The organism is Syntrophorhabdaceae bacterium (assembly GCA_036504895.1).
In the GTDB taxonomy this organism is placed as follows: Bacteria; Desulfobacterota; Syntrophorhabdia; order Syntrophorhabdales; family Syntrophorhabdaceae; genus PNOM01.
The window spans coordinates 1-18496 of the sequence record DASXUJ010000024.1; the positions used below are offsets into that span (position 1 = coordinate 1).

Annotated in this window: 18 protein-coding genes; 6 read left to right on the forward strand and 12 right to left on the reverse strand. The window is 52.7% G+C overall.

Features of this window, described 5'->3' with window-relative positions; translation table 11 throughout:
• A partial coding sequence (locus VGJ94_02975; protein HEY3275558.1) for a hypothetical protein occupies window positions 1-638 on the forward strand: 638 nt, incomplete at its 5' end.
• A gap of 178 nt (window positions 639-816) precedes the next feature.
• On the opposite strand, the gene VGJ94_02980 is transcribed toward VGJ94_02975, so the two are convergent.
• The 6 genes from VGJ94_02980 to VGJ94_03005 form a co-directional block, all read right to left on the reverse strand.
• Complete coding sequence (locus tag VGJ94_02980) at window positions 817-1362, reverse strand: arginine decarboxylase, pyruvoyl-dependent (GenBank protein ID HEY3275559.1); 546 nt, start codon at window positions 1360-1362, stop codon at window positions 817-819.
• A 193-nt stretch (window positions 1363-1555) separates the two neighbouring features.
• Window positions 1556-2110, reverse strand: a complete 555-nt coding sequence (locus tag VGJ94_02985) for a hypothetical protein (protein HEY3275560.1) — start codon at window positions 2108-2110, stop codon at window positions 1556-1558.
• A 193-nt stretch (window positions 2111-2303) separates the two neighbouring features.
• Window positions 2304-3602, reverse strand: coding sequence for a hypothetical protein (locus VGJ94_02990; GenBank protein HEY3275561.1), 1299 nt, complete (start codon window positions 3600-3602; stop codon window positions 2304-2306).
• A gap of 983 nt (window positions 3603-4585) precedes the next feature.
• The gene (locus VGJ94_02995) at window positions 4586-5704 is read right to left on the reverse strand and encodes a hypothetical protein (protein ID HEY3275562.1); all 1119 of its coding nucleotides are present in this window, start codon (window positions 5702-5704) and stop codon (window positions 4586-4588) included.
• Window positions 5705-6987: 1283 nt separating this feature from the next.
• Window positions 6988-7077: an LPXTG cell wall anchor domain-containing protein gene (locus tag VGJ94_03000; protein ID HEY3275563.1), complete on the reverse strand. Its 90-nt coding sequence runs from the start codon at window positions 7075-7077 to the stop codon at window positions 6988-6990.
• Between the two features lie 182 nt (window positions 7078-7259).
• Window positions 7260-7439 (reverse strand): CsbD family protein, encoded by a 180-nt coding sequence (locus tag VGJ94_03005; protein HEY3275564.1) that lies wholly within the window; start codon window positions 7437-7439, stop codon window positions 7260-7262.
• A 575-nt stretch (window positions 7440-8014) separates the two neighbouring features.
• On the opposite strand from VGJ94_03005, the gene VGJ94_03010 reads away from it, so the two are divergent.
• Both VGJ94_03010 and VGJ94_03015 read left to right on the forward strand, forming a co-directional pair.
• Complete coding sequence (locus VGJ94_03010) at window positions 8015-8416, forward strand: nitrilase-related carbon-nitrogen hydrolase (GenBank protein HEY3275565.1); 402 nt, start codon at window positions 8015-8017, stop codon at window positions 8414-8416.
• Window positions 8388-9353, forward strand: a complete 966-nt coding sequence (locus VGJ94_03015) for a transposase (protein ID HEY3275566.1) — start codon at window positions 8388-8390, stop codon at window positions 9351-9353. Before VGJ94_03010 ends, VGJ94_03015 begins: the two co-directional genes overlap by 29 nt.
• Before the next feature lie 356 nt (window positions 9354-9709).
• Here the strand turns inward: VGJ94_03015 and VGJ94_03020 are convergent, their stop codons facing one another.
• Together VGJ94_03020 and VGJ94_03025 are read right to left on the reverse strand one after the other, a co-directional pair.
• On the reverse strand, window positions 9710-10267 hold the full coding sequence (locus tag VGJ94_03020) for a hypothetical protein (protein ID HEY3275567.1): 558 nt from the start codon (window positions 10265-10267) through the stop codon (window positions 9710-9712).
• Window positions 10264-10683 (reverse strand): hypothetical protein, encoded by a 420-nt coding sequence (locus VGJ94_03025; protein HEY3275568.1) that lies wholly within the window; start codon window positions 10681-10683, stop codon window positions 10264-10266. The genes VGJ94_03020 and VGJ94_03025 overlap by 4 nt, the downstream gene beginning before the upstream one ends.
• A gap of 535 nt (window positions 10684-11218) precedes the next feature.
• On the opposite strand from VGJ94_03025, the gene VGJ94_03030 reads away from it, so the two are divergent.
• Window positions 11219-12013, forward strand: coding sequence for a DM9 repeat-containing protein (locus VGJ94_03030; protein HEY3275569.1), 795 nt, complete (start codon window positions 11219-11221; stop codon window positions 12011-12013).
• A gap of 146 nt (window positions 12014-12159) precedes the next feature.
• Here the strand turns inward: VGJ94_03030 and VGJ94_03035 are convergent, their stop codons facing one another.
• Complete coding sequence (locus tag VGJ94_03035) at window positions 12160-12585, reverse strand: helix-turn-helix domain-containing protein (protein ID HEY3275570.1); 426 nt, start codon at window positions 12583-12585, stop codon at window positions 12160-12162.
• Window positions 12586-12742: 157 nt separating this feature from the next.
• On the opposite strand from VGJ94_03035, the gene VGJ94_03040 reads away from it, so the two are divergent.
• Window positions 12743-13780, forward strand: a complete 1038-nt coding sequence (locus VGJ94_03040) for a 4Fe-4S double cluster binding domain-containing protein (protein ID HEY3275571.1) — start codon at window positions 12743-12745, stop codon at window positions 13778-13780.
• A 1390-nt stretch (window positions 13781-15170) separates the two neighbouring features.
• Complete coding sequence (locus VGJ94_03045; protein ID HEY3275572.1) at window positions 15171-15446, forward strand: NHLP leader peptide family RiPP precursor; 276 nt, start codon at window positions 15171-15173, stop codon at window positions 15444-15446.
• Window positions 15447-15668: 222 nt separating this feature from the next.
• Here VGJ94_03045 and tatA read toward each other — a convergent pair whose 3' ends face one another.
• From tatA to VGJ94_03060, 3 genes are all read right to left on the reverse strand, one after another.
• On the reverse strand, window positions 15669-15833 hold the full coding sequence (tatA, locus tag VGJ94_03050; protein HEY3275573.1) for a twin-arginine translocase TatA/TatE family subunit: 165 nt from the start codon (window positions 15831-15833) through the stop codon (window positions 15669-15671).
• A gap of 109 nt (window positions 15834-15942) precedes the next feature.
• Window positions 15943-16482: a cytochrome c3 family protein gene (locus VGJ94_03055; protein HEY3275574.1), complete on the reverse strand. Its 540-nt coding sequence runs from the start codon at window positions 16480-16482 to the stop codon at window positions 15943-15945.
• Between the two features lie 83 nt (window positions 16483-16565).
• Entirely contained in the window at window positions 16566-18368 is a 1803-nt protein-coding gene (locus tag VGJ94_03060; protein HEY3275575.1) for an FAD-binding protein, read from the reverse strand.
• Window positions 18369-18496: the final 128 nt, after the last annotated feature.

Genomic DNA, 18496 nt, shown 5'->3' on the forward strand with positions numbered 1-18496 from the left:
GTCTTTGCGTAATTGCGGGGCTGTTCGTCCAGAGTTGCGCATTTACTGATTCCGTGATCAAACTTGATTACACGCCTAACTATTCGGTTAAAGTCGCTTTCCCAACAGAGATTGTTGTGAAGAAACTCTCGGATGAGAGAGGGGTTGAACCAACACTTATAGCGCAAAAAGGGGTTGTACACAAGACCTCGGGCCGATATCTGAGCGAGCAGGAAATAGGGGATTTCTTGAGCGATGGAATAAAGGCGACGTTATCCCAATTAGGATACACAATTGTCAGAGACGGCGGCAATTTCACCTTGTCCGGACAGCTTATGAAGTTCGACTCCCACGGCATTATGGGTTTTTGGAGCGGGGCACTCGAAGCCAGTATCCAAGCCAATATGAAGTTGAGTGACGATAAAAGCAACACCATAGTCTGGCATGAAGTTGTAAGCGGGAACGGACGCCTGGAAAGTCTGCAGATGGATGGGGACGATAATAGAAAGGAAGTCACCGAGAAAGCTGTCGTAAACTTCATGAAAAGACTTGTTGAATCGGAAAGTCTAAAGAATGTTTTGGAGAGTCGCCAGACGGGAACAACGGCGAGAGGCACGAATCAATCTGCGGCGGTAGAGAAGCCCGAGAAGACCCCATAAACCAAGCAGAGGGGTCACCCATTGGAGGTGTCAAGAGATAAAGGAGCTCGACGCCCTTTACTTTTTCACTTTGTGTTTCCCTTGTCACAAAAGGCTGTAAGCGAGTTGCTTCTCAGGGATCATATGTCAAGGACGTCCCTCTAATATCTCCATGGTTTTTCTTTGCCTTCATTGCCTTTCAATCTATAATAAATACTGCTGACGCTAATACCGTGGTCCATAGACCGTCTTTATTTCCCTCTGCAGACTGGCAAATATTCGTAGTTTTGAATATGTGGCCGCTCGCAGTATAAACCTGTTTCCGCTCATCCCACGCCTGATTGGGGTCAAAAGGAACACCGAGGGTCGTAGCAAGCATTGTGGCTGCGATGTCTTCTGCATAGTCCCCAGATACCGTGGCTTTTTCACCGAAAGCATGATGTTCCGAGATATAACCATAGTAGGATTTATCCGTCGGTTTTGCGAAACCAACTGCTGCAGAAATAAGGCGGTTCGGTTCGCTTGTCTGATTTCGGGACATTACACAATAGGTAATTTGACCGGGGTTGAGAAGTTTTAAGCCGGCACGCTTGGAAAGAATCCTGCACTGGGGCGGAAATATGCTTGATACATACACAAGGTTACACTTCTCAATGCCTGCGTTTCTTAAGGCGACCTCGAAAGACGGTAGCTTGTCTTTGTGAACACCCACCCCTTTCGTAAAGAAAACCTTTTTGGGGGTCATTCCTGTGCCTCCTGTTAGATCCTGGTCTTAAAAACCAGTCCGGGAAAATGAAAGCAAGAATCATAGGGGACGTCCTTGACATATTGACATTTGGTGCTTTTTCAATTAAGGAAGCTGTTTATTCATGGACATCCCCCTAACCCCCCATCGTTATACAGACACAAGGGAGTACGATCCTGCCGCTGCAGCCTGCCTAGGGTACATACGTAGAGCCGCGGTCCACGAAATCCAACTTGTACGCGCGGTATGCGTCGCCGGTGTCATCCCAGACAACGTTGCCGGTTGTCTCGTCTGTCGACTTCAATTGCTGCACGACCACCACCATGTCGACACTGTTCGCGGTGTAGAGGGTGACCATGAGCTTGGGACCGATGAGGGTCATGACATTGTGCATGGCCAAATCGTTTACCGGTGTCGCCCAACGTCCATAGGACCAGGTATTAGCGGGCGCCCAGGCTTGCTTCGTTGTTTTTTCATGCGGGCTTAACGCTATCCAGGTGCCATGCTCAAGGACACCGTCTGCCTTCTGATCTTCGAAAACAAGGTCGAAGGCCCAGTCCTTGAAGCCCGTCGAATAGAGCGTTATTCTCCCGTCATATATGATTGGAGCAGCAATGAATCCCCGATCGCAAAGCCACATCTTTGTCCGGTACGGGTCTACCTGCCAATCTGTGCCGGCGTCCAGCATGGGCTCCCCCGTGTTACCAACCCATGGATAGCCGTAGGCATCCGGCTCAGTGTTTCTCATGTACGTCAAAGGGTAGTCCGTCAGATTTACAAGCGAGATGCTCCAGTAGCTCATATACTGCCATATCCCCGCGCCGAGATGTGTAGCGGCTGATGCGGTGCGCGGACCCCAGACAAACAGCGTCGACAGGATGACGACAACCACAAGAATGTTCTTTTGTATTTTTGTTGACATGGCCTGCTCCTCCTTTTGGCTACCGGTTGTCCGGGCTGAGTTTGATCTGTCCCTTCTGCATGGCAGAGATTGTTTTCTCCAGGAGGACGACCTCCTGGCGGGTCAACGGGTTGTCGCGCAGAAACGCCTCGATTGCCTCACGGAGCGTGTGGCGCTGTGATTTGTTGAGGGACTTGTATATGGAAGCGAACTGTTTGTATTTCTGCAGGTTTCCCGTCGCAAGCGCCTCGCCCAGCTGCGCGCCCAAGTAATGCGACGTCATTTGCGTTACGGACGCGAGCTGCGCATACGTGTATTGTTCCGGTGTCCACAGCGTCACATGCGCAATCGGGAGCCTGTAGTCCTGGAAGCCATAGTTGCCGTACTCGAGCCCGTTGTCTTTTCCCCGGAGCAGGTGCGTGGTGACGATGATCTCATCCGAGTAGCTGCCGGTTTCGCTGGCCCATTGCACGTCCACCGCGTCAGTGGTGCCCTTCGAAGACTGAGTGACCGTCTGCGGCGCACACCCGATGCAGTCCGGGTTACCCACCTTGCCGTCCGGTACGACGTAGGCAGCGAAATACATTTTGTCAGCGTCGGTCGACGTGTCTACACTGTTAAAATTGTTAAATGTCGCGTTCGCCAGCTCCTTAGCCCCTGCAAAGGCGTTAATCCAGGCGGCCGGATTCTCAGGCATAACGATCACCCCAATGAGTTTGGCAGCCTCTTTGACGGCAGAGCTGATAAACCCAAAGAGGTCGCTGTTGATAGCTTTTTTGGGATCGTTACGGGTGAACCACATGCGTAAGGGCACGTCTTTTGTGACCGGCCCTTGTCCTGCAGCATGGACCCCCTGGATCGTCCATCCCATCTGACTCTTCGTTACATTTCCGCCGTGATCGTCCCAGGCGACAACGAAGTTGTGGGGATGCACCCAGCTATTGGTAGCATCGGGCGTGAACAGCCAATTGCCGGTGCCTGGAATCTGTGACCAGGTTCCGTGCAGGCCACGCAGTGCGTCTGCTCCTCCCGGCCAGCCGACCGGAGCGAACATTCCGCTCTTGGCAGTGTGACGGTTTAGATCAGTGGCGCCGCTCATTGTGGAGATATGTGTCGTGTCTTGGACAACATTATAGGGCGTCATGTTGAGCAGGCGAATCACAAGCGTCTGGGATCGGCTTTTCATCATTACTAGATCTGCCGGTGTGGGTATCGCGGCACTGTCCCGTGAGTATTCCGCTCCCGCACCGGTCGCCAACCCTGAGGTAAGGGCCAGGACGAGTAAGGCCCATAACCACCGGTGTCCGGAAAGTCCTCTGCAAATTTTGTTTGCTTTCATTTCACTTCTCCTTTCTGATGGAGCCAATTGCGAGCCGCTTGCGTTGTTGATCCGGTATGCCCGCTTCTTGTCAAGAAATTTAGACAAACTCACCAGTGTTATGCATGCCCCGTGTTCTTATCTGCGAATCAAATAACACCACCTCCTTTCCTGACTGCAGACCCGCCCCTCTCAATGCGGGTGATTCGCGTTGAAAGGGCACTGCTCGTCAGACGACCTTCCAAGATAACCAAAATGGCCCCATATCTGCCTTGTCCTTTCTTACAATGAAGCCCCGGGATTAGAGCACCCTTGCTGCCGGCCGGGCCCGCTGAGGTCGGTCACATCGTACCCAACCGGTTGGAGGCGGTAGAGCAGTATCCTCTACTTTCCTCCCTTCGCCCGTTGCGACCCGCGTTACCAATGGCCGCGTTCGTCCATGCGTCAGAATCGGAAAATTTGCGCTGCTTCTTAAAAGAACTATAAGGAGAAAAGTGTCACTGTCAATTGTAGTCCCCAAAAGCCTGTAAAGGTGAGCGCAAATTGAAACTTAGGACACGGTCAGGGACGCTCTTAAAAACTTAAAACTCCAAATCATCGAAAGAGTTACTTCTCAGAAATCATATGTGGGCCAGGGAACAAAACACTATCCTTCTGCTGGAAAAGGTGCCGTCGCATACGTTCCGTCACACCAAGGCGATGCATCTTTCGCAGGCAAACGTGTAACCTGAGAAATCGGACGTAGCAACTTCGTCAAGTCGAAGTTTTCGCCAAATACACTTTAATTTCGCAGCCTTTCCAACGAATAGCAGTGGGTGCATGGGGATATTGATGCACTTCCACCATCCAATAATACCAGTAGTCTACAACCTATTTCCACGTTGAAGACCAAGAGTCACGCCAGTCACCTCGGCACTTCCACAAGACAACTTTGGGGACGCCCTTTCCTTTTTCACTTTCGGTACAACAAAGTAAAAAGGAAAGGGCGTCCCCTCGATCACCCATCATTTTGCAATAGGGATCGTGATTACCTTACTTGACGTATTCGCATTGCCTGACGCGTCCGCGCATCGTGCATAGTATGTATAGGTCACCCCGCATGACCACGTGAGAGGAACCGAGTGCGTTGTTCCTCCTGTTGTTGCGAATGTATACTTCATTGCGCCATAGCTCGCATCGGACGCATTCAGCTTGCACGTTGCCGCTTTATCGGTCGAGATCGAGAGAGTGCCGTTGCGGGGATTAGCGGTGCAGGCCTGGGTACCTGTCGGTGAAACGTTTGATATAACGGGAGGCGCATTGTTAGGTGGAGCAATCGTTACCGCCGCAGTTAATGGAGTCGACAGATTTCCTGCGGCATCCTTTGCCCAGGCATAGGCCGTCTGACTCCCTTGAGCGGTGAATGTGTAGCTTGCGGGTGCGGAGCCGGTCCATGTGCAGGCAGATGAATTATTCGCAGAGGTTACACAGTAGCCGGTTACTCCTACGTTGTCGATCGCGGTAAATGTCGTGACCGGTACCGTAAGCGAGGTGGAGGTGGCCGGCACACCGAAGGCAGTCACCGTGGGGCGAGTGGTATCTACAGGGCTTGCAGTGCCGACAGGAATCGTGATTACCGTACTTGAGGTGTCTGCGTTGCCCGCAGCATCCGCACATCTTATAAAATATGTGTAAGTTGTTCCGCACGCCAAACTGAGGGGGACCGAACTCGTGGTGCCGCCCGTCGACGGAAAGGTGTATTTCATTGCTGCATACGCTGCATCGGAAGCGTTTAGCTTGCAGGTGGCCGGCTTATTGGTAGCAACCGAGAGAGTAGTGGCTACAGGGCTGGACGGGCACGAGAGAGTGCCTGACGGGGGGGATATGGGGGTTATCACCGGAGGGGCGTCAGTAGCCGAACCATACTGGTTCGTGCCGTATATCGATAATTCGTCGATCCACATAACCTGTGCTACGGTAGAACCGCCCCCCATGTAAGGGCCTAGGAACAGCTGAGCGAATTTCTTCGCAGGCTGCTGCGCCGTTCGATACACAATGTTGTTGAACGATAGGGCCTGAGCGCCATCAACCCAAAGTTTGAGAACGCCATCCGCCCGTGCCGCGTTGTTCGATATTGTATTCATTTGGAGATAGTATTCGAATTTATGCCAGACGTTCTTGGTCAACGTCACCGAAGAAGCCCGCCATATTCTCCCATTGTACCAATCACCATTCAAATAACACGTCGGCTGGCCCGGATCGCCCAGATCGCCATTGCAGCCTGCGACCGCACGATTTTCGGTAACCGTTACGAGATTGTTCGGAGGGGTCCCATGAGACGTATTGATAAGCGCACTGTCCTGGATCGAAAATATCGGATTCGGTGAGCTCCCGTTGATCTCGAAGTAACTGTCCAGGTAAGAATAAGCCGGCCCCTGATATGCAGCATCCTGGTCACTTAGTATTTGGATCATATGAGGACCATAGGTAAGACCGTTTCCTTGCCAATTCGAGGCAATTTTCAAATAGAATCTAATGAAGACCTTGTCGTTGGGAGTAAAGAGGCGACGAACACCCGCTCCGTTGGTCGGAATCGTCGCACCGCTGGCCCACGACCATTGAAGACAATTTCCCGCGTAACAACCGGAAGTTGCCAATAGGCCGTGGGAGGTATTATCGTACCACCCGCGGGAAGACCAATTCAGGTTCTCGAAGCTTTCGGAAAGAAGCGTCTGCGCAAAGCAGCTGCCCACAATGAACACACTAAAGATGATCCCAAGAAACGTTGACCCCGACAACCTTTTCATACTCTTTTCTCCTTCGCCTTTATCGCTCTGGTCTGCATCGGTCCTATGCCTCCCAACCTTTCAGCTCCTCGCCAACAGGGTTGGGTCCTACTCATGGCCATACGCACGCTCTCCGTCCGTTTTTCCGCTTCAGACCGTACCCGCTTGTGTACCACTTGAGCAATTAAGCAAGTACCGTGCCGAAAAACGAAGGACGCGCCGGACAGACGCTCAGGGATCATCCGCTCCTACGGGAAAGCGGGCTCCAAGCCAGTGAAGTACCAGGCGGAGGGAGCTCTCATCACCCCTGGAGCAGCGGAAGGTGAACGATTTCACCTGAAGATCGGCGGTATGAATGACTGATTTTTCCGTACAAATTGGAAGGAGACTTTGCCTGTTTTCAGGCAAGTCGTGAACCTGCTTGATAACCTTTTCCTCCAGGACCACTAGCAGAGGTCCCTTGATCCACCATCAAAATAAAACCTGGGCGAATTCACCCAGCAGAAGGGAGTGCGATGGAGGCATCCATAACTACATCACTGGCTCAACGTCACCATTAACGGAGTTATTTAGTTATGGGATGTCCCCTTCGTCCCCCTATCGGGAAATTTCTTGCGTCAAAATAATGCGAGAAGTGGCCCCTACCGTCGCCTGGTCCAATAATAACCTCCACCACCACCGAACAAGAGGACCAGCACAATGACGACAATGATGAGTGTTGTGGTATCCATGGTAGCTTCCTCCTTTTTCTTCGTTTAATGCCTGTGTCAGGTTTGGTTTCTTCCGTTGGCCACGTGCTTCGCATCCTTCATTGACTTTGAGCCTCTACCTCTCGCTTGAGCCTTTTGCCGCCGGCAGGTCGCATACAGATCGCCGTCCCTATCCTGACTTGAAACATGGTGCAGCTCCTCCGCTACTTCCCAAGGACCTTTTTGACCTCACCGATCTTTCGCTGCATTTTGCCGGCTACCTTTTCGGCCTGGCCTTTGGCCTCCAGTTCGGGATCATCGACGATTTTCCCGGCCATTTCCTTGGCCTTGCCCTTTGCTTCGTGAAAGTTGCCTTCCGCCTTGTCCCTGATGCCAGATTTCATGGTATTCCTCCTTTAGAAATTCTATCTGACCGCTGCTACTTTAGCCGCAGTTGACTCCGTGATCAAAGCCTTATCTGAGGCGCGATTCTATTGCCTCTATATTCATGATATGTCAGATGTCGTCTCTTGTCTGTCGCAGAACCAACTGCTATTGTGTAGCGCTTTTAATACATCAGCGATAACTTACCCTTGACTTGCCTTTGGGCTCATGATTACACATCCGTTATGGAATATCGACGGCGATACTAAATCGGCTGCGCCGCGCACTTCGGATCCCTTATCGCGATACCGATTCTTGACGGAGGCACCGTATGGGACGGGTCGCTGTATCGCCGGTTGCAGTTGCAGCGCCGGCCGGCGCGATCGCCTGGTGGCCCCCATCTGGACAGGCCGCTGGAATTCGCGAAACGATACGCGGGCGCGACGCCTCATCAGCGAAGGAGGATCCCCATGAAACGATGCAATGCCGGGGCCGGATTGATTGACCCTACCCCTTTTGGTTCTCTCCATGTTGCATGGGCGATATGCTCGTCCCGGGTATTTCATGCCCCTCCTCGCCAGCCGGGGAGGTGGCAATGAAAGTCGTTAAGGCCGCCGCGGTTCAACTGAGTCCCGTCCTCTATAGCCGCGAGGGAACAATCGAAAAGGTCGTGCGGAAGATCCACGAGCTTGGCCGACAGGGGGTGCAGTTCGCCACGTTCCCGGAGACCGTGGTGCCTTACTACCCGTATTTTTCGTTTGTCCAGTCCCCCTACCAGATCATTGTCGGACCCGAGTACCGCAAGCTGCTCGACCAGGCGGTGACAGTGCCCTCTCCTGCCACCAACGCTATCGGCGACGCGTGCAGGCAGGCGGGCGTTGTCGTCTCCATCGGCGTCAACGAGGGGGGTAACTGGGGTCAAATCTTTATTCTTGACATTCATCTCCTCTCCCTGATATCCTTCCCCCATGAGCCGCCCTCTTCGCATCCAGTTTAAAGATGCATATTATCATGTCACCTGCCGGGGCAATGGAAGACAGAGTGTCTTTCTGTCGGACCAGGACAGGAAGAAGTTCCTTGACCTTCTAGAGCGCTCCCTTGACATATACCAGGTGAATCTCCTCGCCTTCGTGCTCATGACCAATCATTTCCATATGATGGTAACCACGCCGCGAGCCAACCTTCAGGAGTTCATGCGCCATTTCACCATCTCCTATACCTCCTATTTCAATAAGAGACATCAAAGATCCGGCCATCTCTACCAGGGCCGCTACAAATCCTTTTTAATCGAGACAGACAGCTATCTTCTCGAAGTGTCACGATACCTTCACCTTAATCCCATCCGTATAAAGCAGTTCTCGGAATCCTCCTTCGAAGAGAAGAAGGCCTACCTTGATAAATACCCGTGGAGCAGCTATCGCGATTATCTCTCCTCTTCCCGGTATGATTTTCTCTCCCGTACCGATATCCTCTCCCGCTTCAGTACTCAATCATCCTATAGGGACTTTGTGGAAGAAGGCATCCAGGGTGTGGTCAATCCCTTAGAAAGAGGACAAGGACATGGGATAATAGGTACTGCGCCGTTCATTAAGGAAATTCTCAAGATGAAGATGTTGAGTTCTTCCCGCGAACAGCCTGAAGCACGGCGTATTATCAAAGAGGCGGGACCCGATGAGGTCCTGGCGATCATTGCGAAACATTTCAAAATTACCCCGGAAGAGGTGCTTGAGAAAAGACCCGCCAAAAGTGTGGCCATGGAATTTCTCTACCGCTATGCGGGCATGAACCAGCGGGAGATCGGGGAACTCATGGGCCTGGACTACAGTTCCATAAGCGTGGCGAGGAAACGACTACGGGAAGCAGCCGTAAAAGATAAAAAACTCCAAAGGCATATGAAGGTGATCGAGGATGGTATTTCTCAAGTAAAGATTTGACACCAAGCTCTCCCCACATGGCAGGGGCACGCCCAGGGTGGGGCGAGCGTTTAAAGAGAGATTTTTCAACTGCTTTAGAGGACCTCGGAAGGCCCTTCTGTTAGTCTTCACGAGGCGCGACGGGTCGGACGTTCCTTTGAAACTCATGGATGGTTTTCTCGGGGAGATAAATCCCCAATGATTTCGCGAAAACGAACCGACACCCTCCCTCCCCCCCATGGTGAGTCACAAGAGGCACAAGAGTGTCCGCTCCACGGGCCGCGGCGGAAGCACTGCTCTTTGACAATTGAATATGGGGCACTTCTCGCGCCCCCCATAGGGCCCGATCAGCCATTTAGGGATATGGGGAAATGATATTATCGACCCTGCGGTCTTCCTGGAGTTTTCGGAAACAAAATGACATTGTTTCCCTGTGCCGGACCTTCGGGCTCCTCGGCCATAAGGCCGAACGCATCTCGCGGGTACCCATATTTGAGAGATGACATAGGGGTCTTGTTAAGGAGGGACGAAACATCGAAAGGCGATATTTCGTCCCTGATCAAATGATACTTCCCACGCCAGATCATGTCGTTCATCGAACCGGTCACGGAACGGTTGGCGGTTTTCGACAAAAGAAATTCACCAGTCTCGGGTCCTATGCGTTTTTCATATATCGATTCAAATCCATCTTCCGTCATAATGTCCCGCAAGCTATCGAGCACCCGGTTAATCAGCTGATTTGCGTCGGTGACCCCTTTGCCGTAAAAAACCGCAGAATACAAGGCGGAGGTATTGGAAACGAGGATATACTGGGTACGATCCGCCGTGAAAAGACGGGCCGTCCAGTCGGCAAACGGGCTAGAACTCGGAGGTACAGGCGGCAACACCGTCTCTTTTATTTTCTTCGCAAGGGTATTCCCGAGCCGGATAATCATTGCCCCTCCTCCGTTATCCTCACCTTTATCTGCCATCCCTCGTGCATGGACAATACCCGCCCCAAGTCACCCATGCTCATCTTTTTTCCGTCAACCACGAGACACGCCTCATGGATTTCCGAATCCGTTGTTATGCTTCCCTTGAAGTGGTCAAAATTCATGGTGCCGAAAGCCTCGCCCGCCTCTTCGGTGAAATAGCGGGTATTGAGTTCCTGAGGTATGCGCTTCCTCAGTTTGAAGAGAGCATTCCACGGACTCGCGGGATCGTAGGCGCTGAACACTCGAGGGTATTCGCTTTTTGTCACCTCCCGCGCCCGGAGTGAAAAGATGTTTCCGGCATCGATGAGATCATATCTGAACCTTATCGTCTTCCCGCGACAATCCTGAAAAGAATCGAAATCCGGAACATCATCCATCTCACTTCTCCTTTCTCATTTTGGTGAATTTTACAGACTGCGGGGGAAAAATGCAAACATTCCTCTGACGGCATATGTGATCGTCTTCTTGGAGGTCGGGTGTGGTTCGAATCTTTATTGATAAAGGGTTGGCCTGGATGCGTCTTTTATCCCGTTTCCGAAAATACAGGAACAGAACTGACCCCAATAACGTTCCGACCGTCTGTGTGTCCAAAATATTGCGGAAGGATCAGCCCCTTGACAGCGGACATAAACGGTATTAGGTCACATTTGTCTCTCTGTCAATTCTATGGGAATCAATTGTATGTGAGCTTTATAGGGAAAGATGGGAAAGCAAATCCTATCTGGCAGATGTTGAAGGGAAATGGTGCAACTATGGCCCTTTGCCTCGTGAGCAAAATCAACAGGTCTTATAATGATACGCAATAGGCAATGCCAAGAGCCAGGATCTTCAGGTGATACACTTCGGAGAGCACTTTCTCTCTACCGCTGCGGGACGTCCGGCACGGTAAATATCAACCAAAGGAGGAACGGTATGAAAAAGTGGGCCTTGGTTCTTCTCATGATTTGTGTGGTGATCGGAGTGGAACACTATGCACTTGCTCAAGTTCAAACTGGCATAGACTGTCCTGTAAAAGTCAATGCAGTTGTTCAGTCGCAGGAGAAGTGGGAGCCATCCACATTCATTCGTTGCGATTTGATGGGTGCGAATATCTATACCGCACCCAGTGGCAAACACGTGCTGAATTGCAGTTACGATTCTCACATTGCTAATTACACGCACGGCTTGTCTAAGGAAGTGCCGGTAGGTTGTTCAAACTGCATCGTAAGGACGGACAACAAAGGATTTACATGCGCGTGCACCACTCAAACACCTGTTGCACAATGGATCAGATCTTCATCCTCTGTCCCTCCAACAAATGCCTTAGTAGGCGGCCATATCTCTGACACGCCCTATCAAGTATATATTTGCAGAGCTAATCACAATGGCAATCTTCATCCGGGTAAAACAGCTTTTTACAATGGACGCTGGAGCTGCTTTATTGGCAATGGAGGAAGAGAAGAACGATATGAAAACTACGAAATATTTGTTGCGAATTCGGCAGAATACGTTTGGTCAACAGGAGTGACAAATTCTTTGCCAACCGGTGCTGTTCAAGGTGGTCACATTTCAGATACTCCCCAGCCTGTTTATATAGGCAGAGCATATCACAATGGAAATGCCCATCCCGGCAAGGTGGCAGTTTACGACGGGCGTTGGAGCTGCTTCATAGGTAATGGTGGTAGAGAGGAACGATATGAAACGTATGAGGTCCTAGTGAAAAAATAGTTTCGTCGAGTGTGTCAACGCCGGTGGTATACGTGGGGAAAATGAGGGACGCCCAGGGGATAGGGGATGGCCCTAAATAATAAAATAACTCTCAAAGAAAGGGGATCGTATGGGATATCCCTGCATTAAGTTCTTAAGAGAATCCCCTACCGGGCCTCCCCTTCCCTCGCTGCAAGCCGTTTCGACATCTCCTCTATGGCGCCCTTCTTATCCTTCCTGATTTTTCCGGCAAGCACGTGAATTTGCTCCGGGGTTTCGAAGTACTTGTCGCCCCATAGGATGATCTCAAAGAGGATGGGCATCAGATCGATCCCCTTGGGAGTCAGTTGGTAGAGATTTTTTACCTTGTTTCCGGGAAAGGCCTTTTTTTCAATGATCCCGTTTTGTTCCAAAACGAGAAGGCGATCGGCGAGGATATTGGTCGCGATCTTTTCCGGGGACTGGAGAAATTCGCCGTAGGTTTTTTTTCCGCTGAACATGAGGTCCCGTATGATCAGCAGGGTCCATTTATCGCCCAATATCTCGAGGGTAGAGCTGATCGGGCATGCCGATCTCCGGATAATTCTCTTCATGTAAAAATATATACAAATTGCTTGCATAACACAAGTTAATGTTTTATACTACTTTTAAATAGCAAGTACTATGCCGGACCGGGAGTGATAACCGCCGCCGGTTCCCGCAAAGCAGGTAGTTTCAGAAAGGGAGACCATCAGAAGGAGGATGTGTGATATGGAACACAAAATACGGGAAAAGGCCCTGGAACTTGGATATGAAGACTGCGGCATCGTAGGGGTTGGTGCGTTGGCCGGTTATCGCGAAAAGCTGGAAGAGCGTATCTCGCGGATACCCATGGGAGAGAATATATATGGAAGGTTCAGGGATTACGCGGACCCCTCGGCGGCCAATCCCGCGATAAAATCGATCGTGGTCGCCATCGTCCCCAATTACAGGTACAAGGTGCCCGGCGAATTCGACGGCGTCTACGGCAAAGCCTACATGTTCGACAGCAGAACGGATGAAAATGCCCCTTTTTTCAGGATAGGCAGGGAATTTGCCCGATTTCTGGAGGGTCTCGGCCTTAAGGTTACGATGGGGAGCGGCCATGGCCTCCCGGCGCCGGCACGGTGGGCGGCGTATCAGGCAGGGCTCGGAATCATTCGGAAGAACAACTTTTTCTACACGGCGCAAGGGTCGCATAATCATATAGAGATGTTCGCGATAGACCGGGAGCTCGAGCTCGTTCGCGACATCAAGCTCAAAGCATGTCCTGAAAAGTGCGGCAAATGCATCGAAGCCTGCCCGACCCGAACGCTCAACGCGCCCTATACCATGTCGATGATCGGGTGCATCAGCTTTCAGACCACCTTATCGACGAACATGGGAATGGGGGTACCTTCTCCCGAGATGGCGGAACAGATAGGCGGAAGGCTGTACGGGTGCGACGCGTGCCAGGACGCATGCCCTTTTAACAAGGATAAGTGTACGGGCGAGGAGGAGTTTCCGGGGCTTGGCGCCCTGGCGCCTTCAATGCGTCCGGAACAGATTATGGCCATGAGCTACGATGAGATCGGGAGCACATTGGCCCGGAAATTCTGGTACATAAAGCCGGAAAATCTCTGGAAATGGAAACTGAACGCCCTGACCGTGATGATGAACCGTTACTGCAAAGAATATGAAGCGCCCATAAAGCTCGGTCTCGAAGATACCAACGAAAAGGTGCACGCTTTCTCGCGCGGCGCCTGCTCGAAGCTCGGGATATGGCATTGAGCTGGAGCGATGGAGGGGCCATCCCCATCGCTCCCTGATTCTACCTTCTATGGTCCGACTCCCCCCCTTCGGGTCTTCCCTGGGGTTGAGAGTGTTGCGGCTGCTGGGCTTCAGGTCTTTGCTCCTGCTGAGGATGCGGAGCCTGAGGCTGGACGCGTTGCGGCTGCGGAGCCTGTGGCTGAAAGTGTTGGGGCTGCGGAGCCTGAGGTCTTTGGTCCGGTCTTGGCGTCTGCGGACCCTGAGGCTGGACGTGTTGCGGCTGCGGACCCTGAGGTCTTTGGTCCGGCCTTTGTGGCTGCGAGGCCTGGGGCTGAAAATGTTGTGGTTGCTGAACTTGAGGTCGCTGCTGTGGCTGCGGGGCCTGAGGCCTTTGATCCGGCCTTTGTGGCTGCGGGGCCTGAGGCTGCATTCGTTGCTGATGTTGCTGGACCTCGGGCCTCTGGTGGTATTGCTGCTGCCTCTGGCTTCTTAGCTCCTGTCTCTGTTGCGGCGGTCGGGGTTGATAGCCCTGGACGCCCCACGCATGCTTTTCCCAGCGGCGGTCGTTTTGCCAGGTCCTCCAGTTCTGTTGAAGCCGTCTGTTGGGAATTCGTTCGTACCTCCAGGGATGGCCGTACCAGTTATGCTCTCTGTAGTGTCCCCTCCAACCTGGATCTATGTCAAAATAGAAGCTTGGAACACTGCGATAATAACCCCAGCCACGGTTATAATAGTGCGATCGATACCAACGGCCTTCCCACAGACGCCACCACCAGCCGTTCCAGAAGAACAGTTCTGCATCGATATCAGGGACAACATAGACACCGGTCGTATCAGGCAGGACTATTACATCGGGGGGCGCCTGAAATACGATGGGCGGCGGCAGACCAATCCTCACGCTAATGTCTATCTGCGCCATGGTTGGAAGGGGAGTGAAGCCCGCCAATACAAAAAGCATTGCGCCAAAAAGTAGCTTCTTCGTCTCGTTTTCTCCTTATTTCCCGAATTGAGCATAGATGTCTTCAAGTTCAGCGACGCACCTCCATAATGGGCCAATCTATTGCGAGAGCTATATATCTTTGTCTTTCCATCGGCCGAAACCGAGTCGATCCGTTTATGCCGGTCCTTTCTCAATGTAAGGCATCTTCGGCAGGACCGCAACCGGGGAAATCCCGGGCAAATTCTTTAATTGTTCACTTTCTTTCGGCCCTTGTGCGTGCGGGGCCGGATCGGGTCCGGTGGTCGAAAGAGGAGGACCAACCTGCGATCAGGTGAAGAAGGTTGGAGCCTTCAACAAGGAGATCGACTGTACTTGTTGAGTTTATTCCCTGAATATGTGAAAATATGCAGCCGGCCTCCCGATAATCACGGGACAAAGCATTCGTAGTAGAGTGTATAAGGAGTGGGTGAGATGAAGAAAGACACCAAAGAGTATAGAAGAAGAATAGCGCAGGTGATCGAGAAAGCGGGCACGGATGCATCTTTTAGAAAGAGATTTCTTGCCGAGCCTAAGGCGGTACTGGAAGAGCACGGAATCATTCTTCCAGATAATTTTGAAGTGCAGGTCGTGGAGGAGACGGAAAAGTCCAAGTATATTCTGCTGCCCTACAAGCCGATAGATGCAGAAGGCGGGGCATGGTTATGTGGGGACGACTCCTACGATGCGCCGTGCATTCGATGTAACTGAAGCGAAAGCGCCTCATCATACGACAATTCTCATGGGAAGCAGCGGTATGGGCGAATCTATGCGGGTCAGCTGCACCGGGCCGCGTGTTTTATTCGAATCCGTCATCGGGAACTGTCCGTTCCTGTTGGTATCAAACCTGATTCATTTCAACAGCATGCAGCCGGTCAGGGTTAGATGGCTACCGGGGTGGAGCGATTATCTCCCGTGAGTGGGGACGCACCCTTATGCCCTCGGCCGGTTTTCCTTGTCGGGCTCCTGGATCGCCCTTTTAAAACCCCTTATCGATTTTCCTAATCCGGAGGCGATTTCGGGAAGCTTACCGGCTCCGAATATAAGAATGACGATTACCATAATGATAATAAGCTCCTGCATTCCCAGTCCGAACATTTCCTCTCCTCTGTCTAGGGTATGGTCTTTTTGCTCCCATGGCCTCTATCCGGACCGGTAGCGGCCTTGGCCCTCTGGGTCTCCCGGCTAACCGCGGTTTTCGGCGCGATCAGGAATGGCATTTGGCGCAGGCGAATTCCCCGGTATGGTGGCACCCCATACAATACTCCATGGAATTCGGGTTTGCCTTATGCTCTTTGTGGCAGTTGGCGCACTCGTCCACTTTTGCATGCTTCGGGATATTGGGGATATCGTGGGGGTTGACCACTTTCCCCCTGGTATCGGTCAGGATTTTGCTTTTTGCCGTTGCTTTCGCAAGTTCGGCAGGCGTGCCGTGACATTTGAGGCAAAACTCCCGGGAATACCGGCGCGCCTTTACAGGCCGGCTGCCGGTCACATTGACGTGCGATTTCTTGAGCGCCGCCTCCTCATGGCAGCCGGTGCAGGTATCGACCCCTTTATTCGCATGGGAGGACACGTGCATGGCGCTGTCTTTCATCGACTTCACCTGTTTCTCGTGGCAGGCGGAGCAATTCGCGGCCCCCGGTGACGGGGCGTCCGCCCGCAAAGGCCCTTCGCAGACGGCAAAGGTCGCCCACCACAGCACCAGGAACGCCACGGCAAGGAAACTCCCTATCCCTCTTATCATTTCATGCTCCTTTGTTCCTGTCGTCTATGGGCGGGAGCCCGGACAATTTCGGGCTCCCGCCTCACGGAAAAGCCGGATGCCGCTTATACGGGTACGCCTGCCGCATATTTGGCGGCAAGGTAGCCGGTTACGCAGCACCGGGCGAGACTTCCGATGTCGGCGTCCATGGAGTATTCGTACTGGTTGAATCCGCCCGCGTTATTTCCGCACGCGTAGAGGCCGGAGATCACCTTCCCTTCCTTGTTCATCACCTGGAACTTATCGTTGACCAGGGGACCAGCCTGGGCGACAAGGATGCCGACCGTGGTCCTCACCGCATAATAGGGCGGCTTGTCGCAGGGAAAGAGGGTTTGGGGGTCCTTTCCGAAATCCTTGTCCCGCCCGGACTTTGCAAGCTCGTTGTACCGCGCGACGGTAGCCTTGAAGACATCCACATTCAGATCGCCGCCGATGCCCAGGGCAGGGCCCTCCTTGATCATCTTCGCCGCGAGCTCTTCGATGGAATTCGCTTTTATGATGATACCCGCCTCGATCATTTTTTCCGTGGCCTTCTTGCTGTTCATGGGCAGGACCAGGGGGATCCTTCTGGTGGTCATCCTCCTGCAGACGGTGCCCGCGAGGTTCTCCAGCACATTGTCGTCCTTCCACCTCTCGTCGAATATGGTCCACATCATGCTTTTGGGCTGCATGAACATTGCTTTTCCGATACCGCTGAAGGGGGCGTTCTCATTCATGAACCTCTCGCCGAAGGCGTTCACATAGAGCCATGGCTGCCGGGCGATACCCACGTAGTCGAGGCGAAGCTTCTCCAATGCCTCGGGGTTCATGCCGTCCCACGTCATGGGGCAATGTGGCCAGGGGTCCATGCGCGCGCCGATCCATTGGGACATCAGGTACCCGTCGCCCGTGTTGGTCTTCTTGCCGAATACCTCCTTGTATGCCCCTGCTTCGGGCAAATACTTCCTCATCATCTCGGGGTTGCCTTCATAACCGCCGGTGCAGAGGATGACCGCCTTTTTGGCGTTGATCCTTACATAGCCTTTAGGGCCCTTCGCAATGAGCCCCGTAACCCTGTCCCCTTCCTTGATGAGCTGCTCAGCCGCGGTCCCGTAGGTGATCTGGAAGCCCATTTCGTTGAGGTGCTTTTCGAGGGCGGGCTCCACCCGCACCGCGGTGATGATGTGAGCCCCGGGGTGCCAGTATATCCACTGACCCGGCCTGGAATGGGCCTGGCTCGGAAGGGCCTGCTGGTTCATCTCGCCGTGGACCTCTATGGGGATGGAATCGGGGTTTATCCCCTGCCCCTCCAGGATGTCGAGCCACCAGTCGGCGACTTTTCTGCCGTAGTTGACGACCTTATTGATCTGCCTCTGGTCGCACCTCCAGAGCGAGGCTCTCACCTGGGCCCCTGCCTGCAGCTCCTTATCCTTTTTGATCCCTCTCTTTTCCATGAGCCTGCTGTCGGAGAAACCGTACCAGGCGCCTATCGCCCTCGATTTGTAGATCCTTCCCGGGCTCTTTATGTATTCTTTCGTCAGTTTCTCGATGGCGATCACCTTCGCCCCTGTCTCGACGGCGGAAATGGTACACGGCATACCGGAGGCCCCCGTGCCGACCACCACGATATCGGCAGTCAAAGTCTCCACAATGGCAGACGCGGGCACGGCTCCGGGTTGCTTCTCAAATTCCCATACCTGCTCCTCGAGTGGCAGGTTTCTCAATTTTTTTGGCTCGACCCTTACCGCGTCGTCATTTCCCGCTGCCTTCACCCGTGTAGCGCCTGTCGCGGCAAGTACGCCGGCCGCAAGTGTGGCGCCCGCGCCTGCCAGGATCTGGCGTCGTGAAAGAAGCTTCTTTTTTTCCTGGCCCTTTTCCTCTTCGGACATATAATCCTCCCCAATCAATAATTTTGTAAATCCTCGATAAATTGTGTGTGCCAACAGGATGAGGTAATTGCCGTTGAAATATCCAAAATGCGTGCCAATGGAAAAATGTCGCAGATTCAAGGAAGATG

What these genes read in the sequence shown, in the direction of transcription:
- VGJ94_03000 (HEY3275563.1), bottom strand. Translation starts at nt 7,077, where the DNA reads ATGGATACCACAACACTCATCATTGTCGTCATTGTGCTGGTCCTCTTG.
- VGJ94_02990 (HEY3275561.1), bottom strand. Translation starts at nt 3,602, where the DNA reads ATGAAAGCAAACAAAATTTGCAGAGGACTTTCCGGACACCGGTGGTTA.
- VGJ94_03010 (HEY3275565.1), top strand. Translation starts at nt 8,015, where the DNA reads ATGAAAGTCGTTAAGGCCGCCGCGGTTCAACTGAGTCCCGTCCTCTAT.
- VGJ94_02995 (HEY3275562.1), bottom strand. Translation starts at nt 5,704, where the DNA reads ATGAATACAATATCGAACAACGCGGCACGGGCGGATGGCGTTCTCAAA.
- VGJ94_03015 (HEY3275566.1), top strand. Translation starts at nt 8,388, where the DNA reads ATGAGCCGCCCTCTTCGCATCCAGTTTAAAGATGCATATTATCATGTC.
- VGJ94_03025 (HEY3275568.1), bottom strand. Translation starts at nt 10,683, where the DNA reads ATGGATGATGTTCCGGATTTCGATTCTTTTCAGGATTGTCGCGGGAAG.
- VGJ94_02985 (HEY3275560.1), bottom strand. Translation starts at nt 2,110, where the DNA reads ATGAGAAACACTGAGCCGGATGCCTACGGCTATCCATGGGTTGGTAAC.
- VGJ94_03040 (HEY3275571.1), top strand. Translation starts at nt 12,743, where the DNA reads ATGGAACACAAAATACGGGAAAAGGCCCTGGAACTTGGATATGAAGAC.
- VGJ94_03020 (HEY3275567.1), bottom strand. Translation starts at nt 10,267, where the DNA reads ATGATTATCCGGCTCGGGAATACCCTTGCGAAGAAAATAAAAGAGACG.
- VGJ94_02980 (HEY3275559.1), bottom strand. Translation starts at nt 1,362, where the DNA reads ATGACCCCCAAAAAGGTTTTCTTTACGAAAGGGGTGGGTGTTCACAAA.
- VGJ94_03045 (HEY3275572.1), top strand. Translation starts at nt 15,171, where the DNA reads ATGAAGAAAGACACCAAAGAGTATAGAAGAAGAATAGCGCAGGTGATC.
- VGJ94_03035 (HEY3275570.1), bottom strand. Translation starts at nt 12,585, where the DNA reads ATGAAGAGAATTATCCGGAGATCGGCATGCCCGATCAGCTCTACCCTC.
- VGJ94_03055 (HEY3275574.1), bottom strand. Translation starts at nt 16,482, where the DNA reads ATGATAAGAGGGATAGGGAGTTTCCTTGCCGTGGCGTTCCTGGTGCTG.
- VGJ94_03060 (HEY3275575.1), bottom strand. Translation starts at nt 18,368, where the DNA reads ATGTCCGAAGAGGAAAAGGGCCAGGAAAAAAAGAAGCTTCTTTCACGA.
- VGJ94_03005 (HEY3275564.1), bottom strand. Translation starts at nt 7,439, where the DNA reads ATGAAATCTGGCATCAGGGACAAGGCGGAAGGCAACTTTCACGAAGCA.
- VGJ94_03030 (HEY3275569.1), top strand. Translation starts at nt 11,219, where the DNA reads ATGAAAAAGTGGGCCTTGGTTCTTCTCATGATTTGTGTGGTGATCGGA.
- tatA (HEY3275573.1), bottom strand. Translation starts at nt 15,833, where the DNA reads ATGTTCGGACTGGGAATGCAGGAGCTTATTATCATTATGGTAATCGTC.